At 66.2% G+C, this 18888-nt stretch carries 14 protein-coding genes; 4 read left to right on the top strand and 10 right to left on the bottom strand.

What is annotated here, in order from left to right; translation table 11 throughout:
* Nucleotides 1–81: 81 nt before the first annotated feature.
* Nucleotides 82–1680, bottom strand: a complete 1599-nt coding sequence (locus tag K5658_RS19140) for a hybrid sensor histidine kinase/response regulator (protein ID WP_221064668.1) — start codon at nucleotides 1678–1680, stop codon at nucleotides 82–84.
* 321 nt (nucleotides 1681–2001) lie between these two features.
* Between K5658_RS19140 and smbP the strand changes: the two genes are divergently transcribed.
* The 3 genes from smbP (at nucleotide 2002) to K5658_RS19125 (ending at nucleotide 5975) form a co-directional block, all read left to right on the top strand.
* Nucleotides 2002–2352, top strand: a complete 351-nt coding sequence (gene smbP, locus K5658_RS19135; RefSeq protein WP_221064667.1) for a small metal-binding protein SmbP — start codon at nucleotides 2002–2004, stop codon at nucleotides 2350–2352.
* 333 nt (nucleotides 2353–2685) lie between these two features.
* Nucleotides 2686–4983: a tetratricopeptide repeat protein gene (locus tag K5658_RS19130; RefSeq protein WP_221064666.1), complete on the top strand. Its 2298-nt coding sequence runs from the start codon at nucleotides 2686–2688 to the stop codon at nucleotides 4981–4983.
* Between the two features lie 20 nt (nucleotides 4984–5003).
* Nucleotides 5004–5975 carry a radical SAM/SPASM domain-containing protein gene (locus K5658_RS19125; protein ID WP_343223274.1) on the top strand — a complete coding sequence of 324 codons (972 nt, stop codon included), beginning with the start codon at nucleotides 5004–5006 and terminating at the stop codon, nucleotides 5973–5975.
* A gap of 88 nt (nucleotides 5976–6063) precedes the next feature.
* Here the strand turns inward: K5658_RS19125 and K5658_RS19120 are convergent, their stop codons facing one another.
* The 9 genes from K5658_RS19120 to K5658_RS19080 form a co-directional block, all read right to left on the bottom strand.
* A complete protein-coding gene (locus K5658_RS19120) occupies nucleotides 6064–7527 on the bottom strand; it encodes a CmcI family methyltransferase (RefSeq protein WP_221064664.1) in 1464 nt (487 codons plus the stop codon).
* A 24-nt stretch (nucleotides 7528–7551) separates the two neighbouring features.
* Nucleotides 7552–9330, bottom strand: coding sequence for a TylF/MycF/NovP-related O-methyltransferase (locus K5658_RS19115; RefSeq protein ID WP_221064663.1), 1779 nt, complete (start codon nucleotides 9328–9330; stop codon nucleotides 7552–7554).
* 78 nt (nucleotides 9331–9408) lie between these two features.
* On the bottom strand, nucleotides 9409–9657 hold the full coding sequence (locus K5658_RS19110) for an acyl carrier protein (RefSeq protein ID WP_221064662.1): 249 nt from the start codon (nucleotides 9655–9657) through the stop codon (nucleotides 9409–9411).
* A 39-nt stretch (nucleotides 9658–9696) separates the two neighbouring features.
* Complete coding sequence (locus tag K5658_RS19105) at nucleotides 9697–10911, bottom strand: cytochrome P450 (protein WP_221064661.1); 1215 nt, start codon at nucleotides 10909–10911, stop codon at nucleotides 9697–9699.
* Nucleotides 10912–10975: 64 nt separating this feature from the next.
* Entirely contained in the window at nucleotides 10976–12721 is a 1746-nt protein-coding gene (locus K5658_RS19100) for a fatty acyl-AMP ligase (protein WP_221064660.1), read from the bottom strand.
* Between the two features lie 397 nt (nucleotides 12722–13118).
* Nucleotides 13119–13667: a uracil-DNA glycosylase family protein gene (locus K5658_RS19095; RefSeq protein WP_221067040.1), complete on the bottom strand. Its 549-nt coding sequence runs from the start codon at nucleotides 13665–13667 to the stop codon at nucleotides 13119–13121.
* A 77-nt stretch (nucleotides 13668–13744) separates the two neighbouring features.
* On the bottom strand, nucleotides 13745–15814 hold the full coding sequence (gene mdoH / locus K5658_RS19090; RefSeq protein ID WP_221064659.1) for a glucans biosynthesis glucosyltransferase MdoH: 2070 nt from the start codon (nucleotides 15812–15814) through the stop codon (nucleotides 13745–13747).
* A 34-nt stretch (nucleotides 15815–15848) separates the two neighbouring features.
* Complete coding sequence (locus tag K5658_RS19085) at nucleotides 15849–16325, bottom strand: hypothetical protein (protein WP_221064658.1); 477 nt, start codon at nucleotides 16323–16325, stop codon at nucleotides 15849–15851.
* Complete coding sequence (locus K5658_RS19080; protein ID WP_246628504.1) at nucleotides 16322–17917, bottom strand: OpgD/OpgG family glucan biosynthesis protein; 1596 nt, start codon at nucleotides 17915–17917, stop codon at nucleotides 16322–16324. Before K5658_RS19080 ends, K5658_RS19085 begins: the two co-directional genes overlap by 4 nt.
* Nucleotides 17918–18218: 301 nt before the next feature.
* On the opposite strand from K5658_RS19080, the gene K5658_RS19075 reads away from it, so the two are divergent.
* Complete coding sequence (locus K5658_RS19075) at nucleotides 18219–18713, top strand: SixA phosphatase family protein (RefSeq protein ID WP_221064657.1); 495 nt, start codon at nucleotides 18219–18221, stop codon at nucleotides 18711–18713.
* The last annotated feature ends 175 nt before the right edge of the window (nucleotides 18714–18888 follow it).

Genomic DNA, 18888 nt, shown 5'->3' with positions numbered 1-18888 from the left:
TTGTCCTATGGCGGGCCGGGAAGCGGGCGGCCCGATTTTACACCAAGCCGGGTTCCGCCCCGCGCCCGGTCGCGCAACGGGCTAGCCCACGGCTCCCCTGGCCGCGAGCAAGGGTTGGATCGCCGCCTGGTCGACCGGCTTGACCAAGTGCGCGTCGAAGCCCGCCTCCCGCGAACGGCGGCGGTCCTCTTCCTGGCCGTAGCCGGTGACCGCGACGATCAGCGTGTCCTTGAGCCCGCCCGCCCGCATCCGTCGGCAGGCTTCGTAGCCGTCGAGTCCGGGCAGGCCGATATCGAGCAGCACGGCTTCGGGATTTTCGGCCAGGGCCAGGGGCACGGCCTGCGCCCCGTCGTGGGCGAGCAGCACTTCGTGTCCATCGAGCCGTAGCAGCAAGGCCAGGCTTTCCGCCGCGTCGTGGTTGTCGTCCACCACCAGCAGGCGCAGGTGGCGTGGCGTTGCTTCGGGCCGGGGCGGCGCGCCGGACGGGATCGCCGGGGCCGCCCGCCGGGGCAGGCTGATGACGAATTCGCTGCCCCGGCCCGGACCCGCGCTGAAAGCCCGCAGCTTGCCGCCATGCATTTCCACCAAGCGCCGGGCCAGCGACAGGCCCAGGCCCAGCCCGCCCTCGGTGCGGTCCAGGCCGCGTCCGGCCTGGAAGAACAGCTCGAACAATTCCGGCAGGAGGGTGGGGTCGATGCCGCGCCCGCTATCGCGCACCCGGATGGAAACCTGGTCGCCCAGGGCTTCGACGCCCAGCCCGAGATGCCCGCCCGCGTCGGTGTATCTGGCGGCGTTGTCCAGCAGGTTCGCGACCGCCTGGGCCAGGCGCAGGGGATCGCCCTCGACCCACAGCGGTTCGGCGGGCAGTTCCACCGACAGGGTATGGTGCCGGGCTTCGATCAGCGGGGCGCTGGTTTCCATGGCCCGCGCCACGATGTCCGCCACCGCCACCCGCGCCTTGCGCAGTCCGATCTTGCCCAGGTCGAGCCGCGACATCTCCAGCAAATCATCCACCAGCCGCGCCAGATGCTCGACTTGGTGGCCGATCACCTCCCGGTAGCGCGCCGCCAGGGCCGGGTCGGCCTCCGTCCGCCTGAGGATATCGACGGCGTGGCGGATCGGGGCCAGCGGATTCCTGAGTTCGTGGGCCAGCATCGCCAGGAATTCATGCTTGCGGCGGTCGGCGGTGTGCAATTGCCCGGCTTGCTCGTTCAGGCGGGTTTCGATCCGCCGGCGCTCGGTCACGTCCTGGACGCAGTTCAGGACGCCGGCGATCCGGCCCTGTCCGTCGCGCAGCGGCACCGACCAGCCCGCCACCCAGGTTTCCCGGTCCTGGGCGATGGGAACGAACCGGGTGTCGGGTTGGCGGATCCATTGGCCGGCCAGGCAGCGTTCCAGCCCGGCGACGATGCCCGCGTCGCGCATCCATGGGAACACCTCGCCCGGATGGCGGCCCAGCACCGCGCTGGCGGGCAGGCCGCTCAGGGTTTCCATATAGCGGTTCCATACCCGGTAGCGCAGGCCAAGGTCGAGGACGGCCACGCCGGCCTGGAGGTGGGCGATGATCTGCGGGCCGAGGGTTTCCCCGTCGAACGGCATGGCCTGTGCGGACCCGCCGCCCTCGGGACCGGGGGGAGGGTGCCCTTTGACGAGGGGCGTATTGTCTGTGAAGTGCTGCATGATGTGTATTTCGTGTAGGGGCCGGGGGACAGCGCTTTGGCTGCGTCTTGATTATATCGGGTATGCGCGGGGGGTGGCGGGATGCGGGCCGGGCGTGAGGGGGCCGAAAGGACTGGCGATGGAGCGGAATCGCTTGAAGCCACGGTCTAGAAAACATAGCACGGGATGGGCTGGGGATTTGGGAACGGGGTTACACGCCCGTGCGCGGGGAGCTAGACTAGCCATTGACAAGCGCCCGCCGCCTTGGTTCGGAGCGTCCTGGATCGCCACCGCCCAAGCCCCCGGTACGCGGGTTTTTTCATTCGCCCATGGAGAAGCACCATGCGGACCCGAACAACGCGATACATCGCCAGCTTTTGCGCCGCCGCCATAGGGTTGGGTACCCAGCCGGCCTGGGCGGGTGGACACATGGACGCGGCCCTTGAGCATACCGAAGCGGCCGCCGACGCGCAGGATTCCGACACCGTGGCCCAACATACGGAAAACGCCCTCCGCGAAATCAAGGCCGCCGTGGCGGAAAAGGAAATCCCCAAGGAAAAAGCCCAGGCGGTCATCGACGCGCTGGAAAACCTGCAAGCCGCCGAGAAGAGCGCCCATTCCCACAATACCCAATCCGCCATCGAGCAGGCCAACGACGCCAAGGCGGATTTGGAGAAGGTGATCGGGAAATAGGGCGCGTACCGGTTCCTGGCACGGTCGCTGGGCCTGGCGCGCCCGGTCCGAAGGCACCCGCCGATGGCCATCCATGCGATTGTCCGGGTCGCGGCCGCGGACCCGGTTGCAGGGTTTGCCTTCTAGGCTACGCTATCTAGACCGGGTCGCCCGGCCCAGGCCCGGCCCGGAAGTATACGGACCGCCCGGCATCTTCCAGGCCCATCCTCCAGCGGTCATCCCGAAGCCATGGTTCCATCCGCAACCCAGCTTGAAATACGCCAAAGATTGGCTTCGGTCGTCGCGCCCTGGTGGCGGGGGGAGCAGATCAGCCCGGGCGGGTTGGTATTCGGTTTGAACACCGAAGGTCGCCGCCATGCCTTGCTGTGGTGTTTCCAGGGCTACCGGGAGTTCAGCCAACTGGCCGCCCGCCTCGGGCCGGACCAGCCGCTCTATGGGATGCGCTCCGGGCATATGGTGTTCCAATACTCGCAGGCCAATATCCGCCATATCGCCGACTGCTACACCGAGGAAATCCTGGCGCTGGACCTGCCCGGGCCTTACCTCGTCGCCGGCAACTGCCAAGCCAGCTATATCGCGCAGCGCATCGCCGAGAACCTCATGCGGCTGGACCTGCGGGTGGCGGCGCTGATCCTGTTGAACCCGCTGCCGCCCCTGCCTTACGCGGGCCGGGTCGCGCTCATCGTCAGCCAACACGACGAGGCGCAAAATCCCTACAAGCGTTTCCACGACCCCGCGGCGGCATGGGAGGATTGCTACCTGGACTACACTGTCGATTCCATCCCCGGTGGCCACGGCAAGGCGTTCGAGGAACCCGCCGTGTCGGGCTTGGTGGAACGGCTCGAAACAATCTTGCCGGACGCCCTGCGCCGCTCCGGCGATTGCGCGGCACCCACCTGCCGGATCGACATCGGTGTGCCCGGATATCTGGAAGCGCGTCCGGGGACACGCTTGCGGCTCCCGGTCACACTGGGCAACCGGGGTTCCATTCCCTACCCAGCCACCCGGTTCAGCCAAATCTGGGTGGCCAATCATTGGCGCGACCCGCAGGGCGGCTTGTTGCGCTGGCTGGATGGGCGCACGGCCCTGGACGGGGATATTCCGGCCGCCGCCGCCGTCGAACTGGAACTCGTGGTCCAAGTCCCGGAAGAACCGGGGCGGTATCGCCTGGAAGTCGATTTGGTGAAGGAAGGGTCGTTCTGGTTCGGCGACTTGGGGAGGGAGACCGGCCAATGCACGGTTTCCGTCCAGTCCGGTGCGGGGCTGGACGAACCCGCCTTGGTGGCGCCGGTTCCCGGCCGGGCCGACCCGCCCTCGCTCCCGGCGCGGCCCGCCATCGCCGAACCGAGGCTTCCCGACGCGCTGGTGCTGGCTCATCGCGCCTTTCACGAGGGCGATTTCGAGCAGGCTATTTCCGGCTATTACAAAGCCCTGGATGGAATCCCCAGCGTATATCAATGCCTGGGGGAGGCTTTGCTGCGTCAGCAGCGCTGGGACGAGGCCAAGGCCCAATACCTCAATGCCCTGGCCCTCAGCCCTGGGAATCCGGATATCAACACCGCCCTGGGTGAATTGGCCAAGCAAAGCGGCGATTGGCATACGGCGATCCATTATTTCGATCAAGCCCTGGCCCGCCAACCATCGGCCCTGGCTTATGCGAACCTCGGCGGACTGTGGGAAAAAACCGGGGACTTCGAGCGCGCCAAAGCGGCTTACGACCAAGCCTTGGCGTTGTCGCCCGCCCTGCTCGACGCGCTACGCGGCGCGATCCGGGCCAGCCGCGCCCTCAAAGCCTATGAAGAGGCTTTGGGCTATGCGCGGAGGGGTTCCGAGATGGCGCCCGACGACGGTGGTTTCCTGGTGCTGGAAGTGGACATCCACGTCGATAAAGGCGATTTGGACACCGCCCACGCGCTGTGCCGCAAATACCGGCGGTGCTTCCCGGACCATCCCGGCGCCCTGGTCAAGCTCGGCGATGTGCTGGCCCGGCAAGGCCACCTACAGGACGCCGAAGGCTGCCTGCGCCGGGCCATCGAACTGGACCCCGGTTTCGCCAACGCCCACCACAACCTGGGCCGGGTGCTGGTCCGCCAGGGCCGGCTGGCCGAGGCGGTCGCCTCCGCCCGGCGGGCCGTCGAACTGGACCCCCGGAAGCCCGGCTATCATGTCCATCTGGGCAACCTGTCGGCGCGGGAGGACCGCTGGGCGGACGCCGAAGGCTGCCTGCGCCGGGCCGTCGAACTCGATCCGGGCTTGGCCAACGCCCACCACGACCTGAGCCGGGTGCTGGCCCGCCAAGGCAAGCTGGCCGGGGCGGTCGCTTCCGCCCGGCGGGCCATCGAACTCGACCCCTGGAAGCCCGGCTACCCTGCCCATCTGGGCAACCTGTCGGTGCGGCAGGATCGCTGGGCGGACGCCGAAAGCCACCTGCGCCGGGCCATCGAACTCGATCCGGGCCTCGCCAGCGCCCACCACGACCTGAGCCGGGCACTGGCCCGCCAGGGCCGCTTGGCGGAGGCGGTCGCCTCCGCCAAGCGGGCCACCGAACTGGACCCCGCCCAACCCGGCTACCGCGCCCATCTGGACGCCCTGCTGCTCCAGACGGGGGAGCCCGGTGAGGCATCGCGCTAGCGGGGCCGCACCCCGCCCCGATGCGGCCTGGGTGGCCAACCCTATCGCCGAAACCGGATATCGCTATGATGACTCCAGCCGTTCCCCTGAGCATTCCAGTTATTTCTTTCGATGTCGTCCATGGTTGCCAATTGCGGTGCGTGGGTTGTCCGAATTCCCTTTTGAAACCGAAGGTGGACAGGATATCGATAGCCGATTTCGACCGCTGCCTGCGCAACCTGGATGTGAAGAAGATCGGCCTGTTCCGCCTTTTCAAGTTTGGCGAGCCGTTGCTGCATCCCGACTTGGCGGGCTTGTTGGCGCGGATACCGGAACAGTCCTGGCAGGCGCGGCAGGTCGAAATATCGACCAACGCCCAGACCGTGGATTGGGACGCCTTCGAGGCCGCGATCCGCGCCGGGGTGTTGACGCGGCTGGTGGTGAGCTGCGACGGCGATGGCACGGCGGAGGACTATGAACGCCTGAGGCCGCCGGGCCGTTGGTCCAGGCTCATGGATTTCCTGTCCAGGGCGCGGGAGGTCCGTGACCGGCTCGACCCCGGCGTGGCGCTCATCACGCGCACGATCTGTACGGACCCGGCCGGGCAGGCGCGGTGGCGGGATATTCTCGGCCCCTTGGGCTGGACCCCGCAGTTCCGCCCCTGGCTGCCCCTCCCCGATGCGGTGCGCCTAGAAGCGAATCCCCCGCGATCGGGGCAAGGCCTGTGTTTCTTCCTCGAGAACCGTGCCTTCCTCGGGGTCGATTGGGATGGCAGCGTGGTTCCCTGCTGCATGCACCCCGACGCTCCCGTGATCGGCAATCTCAAGGAACAGCGCTACAGCCAAATCGTCATGGGAGCCGCCCGCCGGAAGCTGATGGACGATTTGGTGACGGACCGTGGCCGGATACCTGTCTGCTCCGCCTGTCCCCTGGACCGGGAATTCATGGTGGATTTTTTCGGCGAGGATGGCCAGAACACCCGCCCGGGCGGTGTTTTCCCGATCCGTCTTTGACCGGGAGGTTTTCCATCCGGTCCCGGTTGCGGCCGGCGTGGGCGGGGAACATGCCCGCCCTACGGATGAGTCCCCAACCGGAAATGCGTTAGCGCCGCCGCAACCAGCCATTGGGCTGGAAGGTCGCGTTGAACCCGAACCGGTCGCAGCTTTCCGTATCGATGGCGTAGTCGGAGCCATGGGTTTCCAGGAAACCCGCGACCGCCAGCGAAGGCGGCGCCAGTGCCGGCTCGGCGGCATCCGGTTCCATCAAGCTGTGCAGGATGCCATCCTCCACCACGATGTAATCCCCGGATCGAAGGTATCCGTGGAAGAAGTCCAGCACCTGGGCGCAGGTTTCCAAATCGTGCGCCGAATCCTCGATCACCAGGAAGGGATGAGGCAAGGCTTCCAGTTCCGCCGCCGTCAGTACATCGGCCAGGTGCCTGGCGTTGCCGGTCAAGCAGCGGACCCGGTCGTTCCCGAGATCGGCGGGCGGTGCCAGATCGACCGCGATGATTTGGGCATCGATCCCCAGGGCGGCCAGATTATCGGCCAGCCAAAGGCTCCGGCCCCCTTCGTATACGCCGATCTCGAATATCGTCGCGGGTCTGAGCTTGTCCAGCAAGGCCAAATAATTCGCCAGATCGAAGGGGTTCAGCACCATCTTCAACCCCTTATAGCGATATTCCAGTGTGCCCTGCTGGATCGTCTTCACCAACCCGTCCGGCAAGCTGGTCGTGAACGGCCGCCCGGCTGTGTTATCGCCGGTGGGCTGGGCATCGCTCCGCAAACCCTGGAGGAACAAGCGGTCGATGTTGCCCAGGCAGCGCTCGTATTCCGCGCGCTGGTACAGGCCCCGCAAGGCCGGGCCGGGTTCCAGGCGGTCCAGCCATGCGCCGAGTTCCCGATGGCGCTCCAACCAGGGCTTGGGCACCAGGATCGCCAATCCATGGAAAATCGGAATCCACACGGTCCTGAACGCTTCGGTCCGGCCTTGCAGGGCGTCTTCGATGGCGGTGCGGACCCCGTTGCGCGGACCGCCTTCCTGTTCCGCGTGGCAAAAGCCGGGGTTCAGTCCCAGCCTGGCGATTCCGGTGGCATCCGGCCTGACCGCCCCGACCCGGCAAGGTTGGCGGTGGGCTTCGGGAATGCTGGCGGGATCGTAATACAAATCGCGGCGGCCATAGGGCCAGCCCACGTCATGGCACAGCACGACCGGGGCCTGCTCCGGCAAGGACGCCGCATCGCCATAGATCGTCATCAGCTCGTGGTAGACCGTGTACCAGTTGTGGTCGCCGTCGATCAGGACCACATCGGCCGGAAGCAGCCGGTCCAGGACGTCTAGGCTGCGGCGGCGATGGGCCACGACCCGCCCTGGGTGGCGCGCGGCCAAGCCTTCCAGGTCGAAGGACGGGGCTGGATCGACCAAGTCGCAATGGGCTTGGCAGCTGGAAGCCCAGCGGGCGATTTGGCGGCTGTTCCGGCCATCGCCCGCGCCGATTTCGATCAGGCGGCGGGGGCTGAGGAGGTCCAACAGCGGCTTGATGAGGGTCGGCCAAAAATGATGCATGGTGCCGCGTTCCTGTGGTGGGGGTTATCGGGTTTTGCGCCAGAACGCGCCGTAGCAGTCGATCATGCGCAGCGGTTCGTCGATGCCGAGTCCGGCCCGGAATTCATCGACGGCCCTGGCGCATTGGGGTAAGGCACCGTAGTCGTCGACGATGACGAACCCGCCGGGGGCGACGCGCCCATACAGATGGCTCAACGCATCCAGGGTCGAACTATACAAATCCCCGTCGATGCGCAACAGGGCCAGCCGTTCGACCGGGGCCGTCGGCAGGCTGTCCTCGAACCAGCCGGGCAGGAAGCGGACGCCGCTGTCCAGCAGCCCGAAGGTCTCGAAATTGGCCCGCACCCGGTCCAGGGACACCGCGAGCAGGGGATAGCGGGCCTTGGAGAGGTCGAGCGCGTCGTCCACGCCGGGGCGGGGCGGGGGCAGGCCGTCGAAGGAATCGGCCAGCCACACCAAACGGTTCGTGATGCCCCGTTCGGCCAGCATGCCCTTGATGAGGATGCAGGCCCCGCCCCGCCAAACCCCGCATTCCATGAAATCGCCCGGCACTTCCTCGTCGAGCACGGTGCCGACGCAGGCTTCCAAATGATCCAAGCGCCTGCGGCCGATCATGGTGTAGGCGAGCGGGACCACCGCTTTGAAGGCATCGGTATCCTGCCCTTGCATCCGCTTGTTTTTGATGTCGTCCAGGGGAAGCCTGAGTTTTCCGGGCGGGTCGCATAGCACCTCACGCCAAAAGTCCGGCGGGATTTGCCGCATCTCCTGCGCGACGCGCAGCGCGGCCTCCATTTCGATCCCGGTTTCGTTCAGCAGGGTTTTTTTAAGCAAATCCACGTAGCGGCTGCTGGTTTGGACCGGACCGGCAGCGGTCGAAGGGTAGGGCGTCGCCGAGACCATGCCGCCGCCGCCCAACGCCCGCCGATAGGCCGCCGTCGCCGCTTTCGACACCGGCCCGAAATAGGTCCGCTCGCCATCCGGCACCTTGATGGGCTTGCGGCGGAGGCGGTAGTAGGTCCGGCTCATTTCCTTCAGGCGGCGTTGGCCTTCGCCGCCCGAATTGGTGGCGATGCCGCCGTGGTATTGATGGAAGGTGCCCTCGCCCAGCACCACCACCTGGCGGGTGTCCGGCAAGTCCAAAGCCCGCCACAGGAGGTCGGGATTGGCATAGCCGCCGCCGGGGTCGGTGAAGGCCGGATCGTATCCTCCGAGTTCTTGCCAGAGGCTGGGCGGCATGAACAAGGCGTTGGTTTCGTTGAGCGGCCCGAACCAGCCTTTGGGGGCGTTTTCCGAGGCCGGGGCGATTTCGAACAGCCGGTAGCCGTCATCGGGCCAGTCGATGCTGGCGAGCAAGCGATCCTCCCAGGTCGGGTCGTATCCGCTTTGCATGGTGATCCATTGCAGACCCGGCCCGAGATGGAAGGACAGGGTCGCCACCACCGGCCTGGGATGGAGCCGGGCCGCTTGTCGGCAAGCCGCCAACAGCCCTGGGGACGCCAGCCGGGCACCGTCGATCATCACGCCGACCAGGGGGGCCGAACACAGCGAGAGGCCGTAGTTGATGGCGTTGACCGGCGACGGGGTGGGTTCGGCATGGCTCAACACCTTCAGGTTCATCCCGAGGCCGGCGAAATCCTGGGCGGATGGAGGCTCGCGGGAGCCGTTGTCGATGACGATGACCTCGTAGTCTTCGGCCCGGATGTCCCGCTGGTAGCGCGGGCTGAGGGAATGCAGCGTCCGTGGCAGTTCGCGGGCCATGTTGAAACTGATGACCACGAGGCTGATATCGTAGGAGGCGTTCATATCCGAAACTCCGCGGGTTGGGCTGGGGGGAGGGAGAAGGGCTGGGCCTGCCCGGCCCATGCGGGGATGCGCCCGTGCCTAGCCGACGATACCGCTGCTCTTGAGGTCGTTCACGATGTCCTGGACCGTCGCGTTGCGGAGGAAGAAGATGGGGTCCACCTCCAAGCCGAATTGTTCTTCCAACGCGCCCGCGATCACCATGACATCGGTGGAATCCAGTCCGTAATTGGCGAGATGCGCTGCGGGATCGATGTCCGCTTCCGGCAGGTCCAGCAGTTCGCCAAGATAGCCGATCATCCATTGATGGACTTGGGACGCTTGCGTCATAAATAACTCCTGGGGCAAAGGGTGGGTGAAACAAGGCGCCTAGGCCAGCGCCACGGGGAGGCTTTTCAAGCGGCGCTGGCTCTGGCAAGGCCACCATTCCGGCGGCCCGCCCCGGACGCGGAGGCCGGGGCGGTCGAGTATCCCGGCGTAGGCCAGCTTGGCTTCGAGCTTGGCGATTTGGGTTCCGAGGCAGGCATGGCGGCCACTGCCGAAGGTCAGGTTGGGCGGCCCTTGCCGGTCCAGCCGGAAGCGGTCGGGTTCGGGATAGGCCGCGGGGTCCCGGTTGGCCGCGCCGATCAGCAACAGCACCCGTTGTCCCGCTTCGATTTCGTGCCCGGCCAGGGGGCAGGCCTCGGACGCATAGCGGGAGGTCTGCTGGATGGGCGGTTCGAGGCGCGCGGTTTCTTCCACCGCCGCGTCGAGCAGGGTGGGCGCGGCGGCGATCTGCCGGCGTTGTCCGGGATGCGCCAACAGCAAGTTCAAGCCGTTGCCGATCAGGGCCGCCGTGGTCTCGAATCCGACCAGGAACAGGGCCACCGCATGGGCGGCGAGTTGGTTTTCCCCCAGGGCGTATTCGGCCTCGCCGAGGGCGAGCATCAAAGATAGGCCATCGTCCCGTGGCACCCGCCGCCGCTGGGCGAATTCTTCCCGCAATAGTTCGTAGGCTTCCATGAGCCGCAGGTTCAGTTGCCGATAAACCCGCATGGGTTGGCCCCGGTCGAGCGTGGCGGCGACCCCGCTCAGCGTGCGCGCCAGGAACAGGGATTCGCTTTCGCCCAGGCCGAACAATCCGCCCATGAACAAAGGCGGCAGGCGTTCGGCGTAGTCGATGGCGAGGTCCATGCCGCCATCGCGGTCCAGCGGCGCGAGTAGCCGCTGGACGATGGCGGCGATCTCCTGTTCGTAGGCGGCCAATGGCCGCAAAGCCAGCACCCGCGCCAGGAAATGACGGCCGGGCTTGTGGGCGGGTGGGTTGCGCAAGAATGGCAGGGCGTCGAACAAGGCGAACAACCCGGGCAAATCCTGGCCCAAGGCATCCGCCATCCGCCCGACGATCTGCCCTAGTTCCGCGTTGAGGAAGCGGGGGTTGCCGAACACCGCCAGCGCATCGGCATGGCGCGTCAGCACCCAGGCGTTTTCGGCCTCGCTCCAGAAGATCGGAAACCGCTCCCGCGTCTGCCGATACAGCGGATAGGGATCGGCGCGGAATTCCGGCAGCAGGGTGTTGAACTGGCGAAGGTCCGGGGTCGGCATGGGCGGGGCTACAAGAGGATTGGGGATACTAAAAGGTAGCAGAATCGCCCGGTCGCGATGGTGGTTAGGGCCCGCCCAAAGCATCGGTGCGGCGCTGGCCGGACAGCGTCCATAAAGTCTGGAGCCTGTCCGCCTGGTATTCGATCCGGCACAAGTGCCTCTGGACTTTATGGCTAGGCGTCCTGGGCAAGGCACCGGGGCGCAACAGCCTCAGCTCGTAAGGCCGCACCCCATGCGCTTCGCAGACGGCCTTGAAAGCCGCTTGGGCCAAGGCCGCCAAATCCGCGTGGGCCGGGACGGGACGGGTCACTTCCTGCAATACCACCACCTGCTCGCCCTCGCCAGTGGCCACCGCGAAAGCGGCCCCACCCCCGCAGGCCAGGGCGGGGTGGCTCCGGGCCACCGTCGTTTCGATATCTTCGGGATGGTGCTTGATCCCCCGCACGATCATGACATCCTTGAGCCGCCCGGCGATGAACAATTCGCCGTCGGCGATGAAACCCAGATCGCCCGTGCGGAGATAAGGCCCGTCCACGCCCGCGATCCGGGCGTTGAATACCGCCTGGGTTTCCTCGGGCCTGCCCCAATAACCGCGCCCCACATGCGGCCCGGCCACCCAGATTTCGCCGGTTTGTCCCGGCGGCACCAAGATTCCGGTTCCGGGATCGACAATCGCGATGCGCTGGCCCGGCCCGCCACCCAGGCCGCAACCCACCGCGCTGCGGGGTGCGCCCGTGGTGGTGTCCGTCGATACATCGATGGTGCGTACCCCGCGGTCCTTGGGGCCGCCGCTCACGAACAGGGTCGCTTCCGCCAAACCGTAGCAGGGAAACAAGGCCCGGGCTTGGAACCCGGCCGGGGCGAACTTCGCGGCGAAGCGGGCCAGGGTATCGGCGCGGACCGGCTCCGCCCCGCAAAAAGCCACGCGCCAACCGCTCAGGTCGAATGCCCCGGCTGGGTCCGGGCGTATCCGGTTCGCGCTCAATTCATAGGCGAAATTCGGCCCGCCGCTGCTGGTGGCGCGATAGCGGGAGATCGCCGACAGCCAGCGGGCCGGTTTCTGCATGAAGTCGAGCGGCGACATCAGCACGGTCCGCCCGCCCACGAACAAGGGTTGCAATACGCCCCCGACCAGCCCCATGTCATGGGACAGCGGGAGCCAGTTCACCACGCGGGTTTCGGCGTCGTGGCCGAAGGCCGCGCGGATCATGTCCAGGTTGGCGAGCAGGTTGGCATGGCCGATGGCGACGCCCTTGGGCGCTTGGATCGATCCCGAGGTGAATTGGACGAAAGCCAAGGACTGGCCATCGAGGACCGGGGGCGACCAGTGTTCCGCCCCGTGGACGGGGAGGACGTCGGTCGCGAGCCAAGCGGCCTCGGCCAGTCCGGGCGGAAGGCCTGGCCACGACGCCGGGTTGTCCAGCAACGGCGAGGCGGTCAATACCCATCGCGGTCGGACCTCGGCCGCGATGGCCGCCGTCCTGGGGGATATCCGGCCCGGCAGGGGCGACGGTACCGGTACCGCGATGGCTCCGGCATAGAGGCAGGCGCAGAACGCGGCGACGAATTCCAAGCCCGGCGGATAGGCCAGCAAGACCGGTTGGCCTGCCGCCCCCAGGGCTTGCAAGCGGGCGGCCAACGCCCGCGCCCGCTGGTCCAACTCGGCATAGCTCCATTCCGCAGCTTCCCGTTCGCCATGCTCCAAAAAGGTCAGCGCGGGCTGGTCCGGGCGTTCCAGCGTGTGCCCCCGCAAGACCTCGACGAAGGTTTCGGGCCGGGACGGGCGGTGGGAATCATGGGTGGGATGCATAGGCGGAGGGTTGGGATGGATCGTTGGTTTGCGCGGTCTGGGTCGTGCGGCGGTCGGGTCGCCATTATCTCCTCCCTATCCGGGGTCGCCAAGCTCGATCCAGAAGCCCGTGACAACCCGCTTTGGAACGTCCCTCCCGATGAAGCCGGAGGCGGATGAATCCCCTGGCGGCACCCGCCCCCAGTCATCCACAGAACCTGTGGATAAGTCTGTGGAATAAATCCGTGGAACCCGCCCAAGTGCTTGTCCCGCTTGGCTTTCCCTTGGATTGGCGAGATTTTCGCCAACCTGGATTCCCTATATAAATCAAATAGATGCGTTTGAGCCGTATTTTTACGGGCCTGTCAAGCGGCATGGCGGGCTTGACAGGCCCGATTGTGTACAACTTTGGGGGGATTCAGGCGGAATGGCGTATTTCCAGCCAGGCCGGATGCTCCGCGATCAGCCCCAGGGCGGCTTCGAGCAAGGTTTTGCCGGGGTCGCGGCGGTGCCAGGTGGACGCGCCGGAAGGGTGGGGCAGGGAGATGATATCGGCCTCCAAGCCGGGCCGTTCCAGCCGATGGACCAGGCCCACGACTTGGTCGAGCTTGTCGGCTTCGAGGAGTTGCCGGATCGCCAGCTTGCCGACCGGGATGACGAGGCGGGGCCGCAGCAGTTCCAATTCGGCGTCCAGCCAAGCCGAGCAACGGGCGATTTCGGCGGGGGCGGGCACGCGGTCGCCGCCCTTGGGGTTCTTGCCGGGGAAGCAGCGGCAGACCGCCGCCATGTAGACGCGCCGCCGGAAGTCTTCCTCTTCCACGCCGATCCCGGCGAACCAGCGGAACAAGGTCTTGCCCGCCGTCCAGGCGAAGGGCTTGCCGAGGACGCCTTCCTTGCCGCCCGGCGCTTGGCCGATCAGCAAGACCGGCGATAACACCGGCTGGCCCACGATCACCGGCCCGATCATCTCGGGACAGCGGGCACAGGCGCGGAGCGCCGCCTGATGGCGCTCCAGCGAAATTTGGCGTTGCTCCATGGGGGAACTCAGGCGGAGGGCGCGGTTTCCCCCGCCTTCCCGGCCCAGGCCAGGGTATGCAGGCGGGCCAGGGTTTCGGGGTCGGCGATGAGGCTGCGCTTGTCGGCCCCGGACAGCTTGTCCGGTCCTTCCTCGACCAAGCGGTAGACCAGCGCCTTGAGCTCGTGGCGTTGGCGCTTCTTCACCGGGCGCTGGGGCAGCAAGGCCAGATGCAGGGCATAGGCACCGGGTTCGGCCACGTTGCGGGTTTCGCCTTCGGCGGCGTGGGCGGCGGCTTCGGCCTCGCCACGGGCGAGGTTTTCGTGCAGCAATTGGAGGACGCGGGGCGTTTGATATTCCTCGGGGATCAGGAAGATGCCGAGCTTCCGCGCCCAGCGGCCCACCGCGGCGCTGCTCGACAGCATCGACACCGGAATCGCCAGCACCAGCCCGGCCAGCACCGGGATCAGCCACAGGAAGAAATCCGGCACATATTCATAGCTGACCCAGCCCGCCGCCAGCCCGACCAGGGTTTGCCCGCCGTGGGCGGCGGTGGCTTCCTTGAGGCTCAAACGATGCTCGTCGCGGTTCTGCGCGGGCCAGCCCACGCTGCGCCGCATCAGGATGGCGAACACGAATTTGCTCTGGTACAGCATCAACACCGGCGCGGTCAGCATGGAGAACACGCTTTCCAGGAACACGCTGAGCGTGGCCCTGAGGAAACCGCCGAAACTCTTGGAATCCTTGGGATGGGTGAGCAGGAGCAGGAGGCTCCACAGCTTGGGCAGGAACAGCATGGCCAGGGTGACCAGCAGGACCGTGGTCATTTCCACCGCGTAGGACTCGGGCCAGACCGGGAAGATGTTGTCGCCGAAGAAATAGACCGGCATGGTCTGGCTTTTGATGTAGGCCTCCAGCCCGGTCAGGATCAGGAACATCAGCCACAGGGGCGATGATAGATAGGACATGATGCCCATCAGGAAGTAGAGGCGGCTCAGCCCGGAAAAGCCGCGTGCGAACACCATGCGCAGATGTTGCAGATTGCCCTGGCACCAGCGGCGGTCGCGCTTGGCGTAATCGATCAAGGTGGGCGGCAGTTCCTCGTAGCTGCCCTTGAGTTCGGGGTCGAGCCAGACTTCCCAGCCCGCTTCCCGCAGCAAGGCCGCTTCCACGAAGTCGTGGCTGAAGATTTCGCCGCCGAAGGGCTCGCGGCCCGGCAATTTGGGCAGGCCGCAATGTTGCGTGAACGGGGCCAGCCGGATGATGGCGTTATGGCCCCAATAACCGCTGCCGGACAATTGCCAGTAGTTGATGCCGGCGATGAACACATCGCTGTAGAAACTGCTGGCGAATTGCAGAATGCGGGCGAACAGGGAAGTCTGGTTGACCGGGATCGGCGGCGATTGGATCAAGGCCACGCGGGGATGGGCCTCCATGCGCTCCACCATCTGCACCAGGGTCTCGCCGGCCATGATGCTGTCGGCGTCCAGCACGATCATATAGCGGTAGCGCCCGCCCCAGCGGTGGCAGAAATCCTCCAGGTTGCCGCTCTTGCGGGCGATGTTCTTTTCGCGGTTGCGGTAGAAAATCTTGCCGTGGGCGTCGAAGTCGTGGCACATGCGGTACCAGTTCACTTCCTCGCGCATCCAGGTGTCGGGATCGCGGGTATCGCTGAGGATGAAGAGTTCGAATTCGCCGGAACGCCCGGTCTCGACCAGGGATTGATAGATGGACCGGAGGCCCGCGAACACCCGCGTCGGGTCTTCGTTGTAGATCGGCATCACCAGGGCGGTGCGCTTGGGGCTGGGGTCGGGCTGGCCGGTGGCGGTGGGCGGCACCCGCCCGATGCCGCGCTTGTCCCCGCCCCAGAGCAGGCACCAGAATCCCAAGGTCGCGGTCCAGAACGAGGTGCTGATCCACAGGATCAACAAGGTATAGAGGAACAACAGCACCAGTTCCTGCGGGGTGATGCCATTGGGCTGGAAGGCGCTGGTGATCATGGCGAGCGCCACGATGGTGGTGACCGCCACCAGGATCAGGAACAGGGTGCGCCGGATCACGATGACGTAGCGGGGCAGCACGGGAGGGAACGGGACCATGGGGAATTCCGGGGAACCTTGGGGTTGGAAGGGGCTAGGGCGATTTGAACAACCAGAAGCGTAAAGGTGCCGGGGGCATGGAAAGCGGGGCTTCCGGCGGCGTGGAACGGGGCAGGAGGGCTTGCAACCGGGCTTGGAATTCCGGCGCGGGCTCGCCCGGCCGGAACAAGGCGTCGCCCTCGCCCGGTGCGCCGCTCAACAGGAAAGCCGCGCGGGCGGCGGCGAGGACGTGGCCATCGACCGTGGGCGGCCAGCGCAGGGCGCGGGCCAAGGCGTGGTCGAAGCGGCGCTGGACTTCTTCCAGCGTGCGCATCAACCATTCCTGCTCCGAACCTTGCTGTCCCATGCGTTTACGCGCCCGGTGTAGGCATTCCTCCGACAGGTGCGCGATCAAAGCCGGGTCCGACAGCCACAGCCGCCGCCAATACTCCCCGGCCTGGGCTTGGACCCGCACCGAAGCCTCGTGCGGCAAAAAACCGGGGGCCGGTTCGGTTGGGTGGGCGTGGCTCATCGGGCGTTCCACTGGTAAACCCAAGTTTCGGTCAGGACATCCTGCCCCGATTTCAGCATGGCCCGCAATTCCACCGGCACCTTGTCCTTGTCCTTCTCGGCGGGCACGGGTTCCAGGTCGAAGCTCAGGCGCCAGGTGCCGTTCTCCTCGTTCTTGTGGACCACCAGATTGCCGATCTTGCCGGACGAGGCGCTGACCTCGGCGCCGACCTTGGCCTTGGGGCTGAGCATCTTGAGGCTGGGGCTGCCGAAATCGACCACGATCTTGCGGTTCTGGCCGTCGCCGGGTTCGGCGGCACCGATGCGGGTGGCGACCACCTTGCCGCCGCTGACCGCTGTGTATTCTTCCTGGGCGAAATGCAGGCGGTAGTCGAAGCGGAATTCCTTGCCCTCGGTGGCGGGCTGGTCCGGTACCCAGAAGGCGACGATGTTGTCGTATTTCTCGGCGTCGCTGGGAATCTCGATCAAATACACCGCGCCCGGCCCCCAGTCGCCCAAGGCTTCGACCCAGGCACCGGGACGGCGGTGGTATTGGGCTTCCAGGTCTTGGTAATGGTCGAATTCGCGGTCGCGCTGCATCAGGCCGAAACCGGAGGGTTTCGAGTCCTTGAACACGCTGATGCGGAGCTGGCGCGGATTGTTGAGCGGACGCCAGACCCATTCGCCGGTGCTGCGGCCCAGCAAGAGCCCATCGGAATCGTGGACCTCGGGCCGGAAATCGTCCATGAAGCGGTCGGTGTCCTCGCCATGGAAGAACATGCTGGTCAAGGGCGCGATGCCGACCCGTTCCACGGCTTTGCGGAAATAGAGGCGGCTGGCCACGTCCAGGGTGAGGTCGAGGCCGGGCCGTAGGGTGAAGCGGTAAGCCCCGGTCACGCTCGGGCTGTCCAGCAAGGCATAGACCACCAATTCGCCCGCGTTCTGTGTGGGTTTTTGGACCCAGAATTCGCGGAAGATCGGGAATTCCTCGGCCTTGGCGAGGCCGGTGTCCAGTGCCAGCCCACGGGCCGACAGCCCATAGGTTTGTCCCAAGCCCACGGCGCGGAAATAGCTCGCGCCCAGGAACACCGCCACCTCGTCGTAGACCTCGTCGCGGCGCAAGGGGTAATGGAAGCGCAGCCCGGCGAATCCCAGATCGGGCGGTAGCGGGGCGGGGAATTGGTTCTTGCCGTAATCGAACAACTCCGGCGAATAGGCCAGCCGGGTCGCGGAACCATGATCGACGATATTGATGCTCACCCGGTCCTTGAAGATGAAGCCGCGGTGGAAGGCTTGGATTTGGAACGGCAAGCCCTCGTCCTTCCACAGCGCCTTGTCGGCCTTGTAGCGGATATCGCGGTATTGATCGTAATCGAGTTGCCCCAGGAATTCCGGCATCCCGGCATCCTCCCGCGCATAGGGTTTACCGGCCAAATCGCGGGCTTTCAGCTCGACATCGGCGAACTCGAAGGGCTTGGCGGGCGGCTTGGAGTCGGGGGCCGGGGCGGCCGGGACCGCGTTGGGCGGGGGCGTGGGCTTGCCGGGATCGGCGTGGACCGCAACCGGTATTAGCAAGGCGCATAACAAGGCAATCCGGTTTCTTCGTGCTTTCACTGTTGTTCTGTCCTTCGGGAACTCGATCACTGTTTCGGGGGGAGGCGGGTCGAAACGACGACTTCCGGCGTGGCCTTCGGTCGTTACCACGAGTCTGGCGCTGGCCCGCGCCGCCGGGGACGGGGATTTGCCCGGCGGGCGGCGCTCGCTACACAAATAAACATTATAACCCTATGGGGCATGGCGCAGTATCCGCGCCGGTTTGGGGCGTCGCCGCGGGTTGGGTCCGGCCCTGTCCCATGCGGTCGCCGCCGGGGCGGTTACAATGCCGGGCATCCCCAGACCGCCGGAGGCCCGCGCCATGAAAAACCTCATTGTCATCCGCCATGCCAAATCCAGTTGGGACCACCCAGGACTGGCCGATTTCGACCGTCCCTTGAACAAGCGCGGCCTGCGCGACGCGCCGTTCATGGGTGGCGTCTTGAAATTCCGCGACGCCTTGCCCGACCGTATCGTCAGCAGCCCCGCCGTCCGCGCCGCCGAAACCGCCCGGTTGATCGCCGCCCAGGTGGGCTACGATCCCGGAGCCATCGATTTCCGGCCCGGCCTGTATTTGCCGGAACCTGCGGTGGTGATGGAACTCATCCGAGGCTTGGACGATGCCTGGGGATGCGTCTACCTGATCGGCCACAACCCAGGATTCACCCGGCTGGTGGACAAACTCGCGCAGGGCGCTATCGGCGACCTGCCCACTTGCGGGATGGCGGCGATGGAATTCGGAGTGGAGTCCTGGGCGCATGTGATGGCGGGTGCGGGGCGGTTGGCTTGGCTGGATTATCCCAAGCGGCATTTGTGAGGTCTGGGGCGGCATTGTCGCCGGTCGGGATGAATGGGGGCTGAATCGGGGGGCTGGGCTGGGCGCACCCGATTAAGCCGGTTCCCGGTCTCCATGGCTGGGCGGGGTCGAAGTCACAAAGGCATCCCGGCGCGCACCGCCGCTGCCGATTCTTAACGAAACCGCCGCCCGCCTG

Origin of the sequence: Methylomagnum ishizawai (assembly GCF_019670005.1) — a bacterium.
Taxonomy (GTDB): Bacteria; Pseudomonadota; Gammaproteobacteria; order Methylococcales; family Methylococcaceae; genus Methylomagnum; species Methylomagnum ishizawai.
This window is presented reverse-complemented; position numbering and strand designations above follow the sequence as displayed.

What these genes read in the sequence shown, in the direction of transcription:
- K5658_RS19140 (WP_221064668.1), bottom strand. Translation starts at nt 1,680, where the DNA reads ATGCAGCACTTCACAGACAATACGCCCCTCGTCAAAGGGCACCCTCCC.
- smbP (WP_221064667.1), top strand. Translation starts at nt 2,002, where the DNA reads ATGCGGACCCGAACAACGCGATACATCGCCAGCTTTTGCGCCGCCGCC.
- K5658_RS19125 (WP_343223274.1), top strand. Translation starts at nt 5,004, where the DNA reads ATGCGGCCTGGGTGGCCAACCCTATCGCCGAAACCGGATATCGCTATG.
- K5658_RS19120 (WP_221064664.1), bottom strand. Translation starts at nt 7,527, where the DNA reads ATGCATCATTTTTGGCCGACCCTCATCAAGCCGCTGTTGGACCTCCTC.
- K5658_RS19115 (WP_221064663.1), bottom strand. Translation starts at nt 9,330, where the DNA reads ATGAACGCCTCCTACGATATCAGCCTCGTGGTCATCAGTTTCAACATG.
- K5658_RS19110 (WP_221064662.1), bottom strand. Translation starts at nt 9,657, where the DNA reads ATGACGCAAGCGTCCCAAGTCCATCAATGGATGATCGGCTATCTTGGC.
- K5658_RS19105 (WP_221064661.1), bottom strand. Translation starts at nt 10,911, where the DNA reads ATGCCGACCCCGGACCTTCGCCAGTTCAACACCCTGCTGCCGGAATTC.
- K5658_RS19100 (WP_221064660.1), bottom strand. Translation starts at nt 12,721, where the DNA reads ATGCATCCCACCCATGATTCCCACCGCCCGTCCCGGCCCGAAACCTTC.
- K5658_RS19095 (WP_221067040.1), bottom strand. Translation starts at nt 13,667, where the DNA reads ATGATCGGGCCGGTGATCGTGGGCCAGCCGGTGTTATCGCCGGTCTTG.
- mdoH (WP_221064659.1), bottom strand. Translation starts at nt 15,814, where the DNA reads ATGGTCCCGTTCCCTCCCGTGCTGCCCCGCTACGTCATCGTGATCCGG.
- K5658_RS19085 (WP_221064658.1), bottom strand. Translation starts at nt 16,325, where the DNA reads ATGAGCCACGCCCACCCAACCGAACCGGCCCCCGGTTTTTTGCCGCAC.
- K5658_RS19075 (WP_221064657.1), top strand. Translation starts at nt 18,219, where the DNA reads ATGAAAAACCTCATTGTCATCCGCCATGCCAAATCCAGTTGGGACCAC.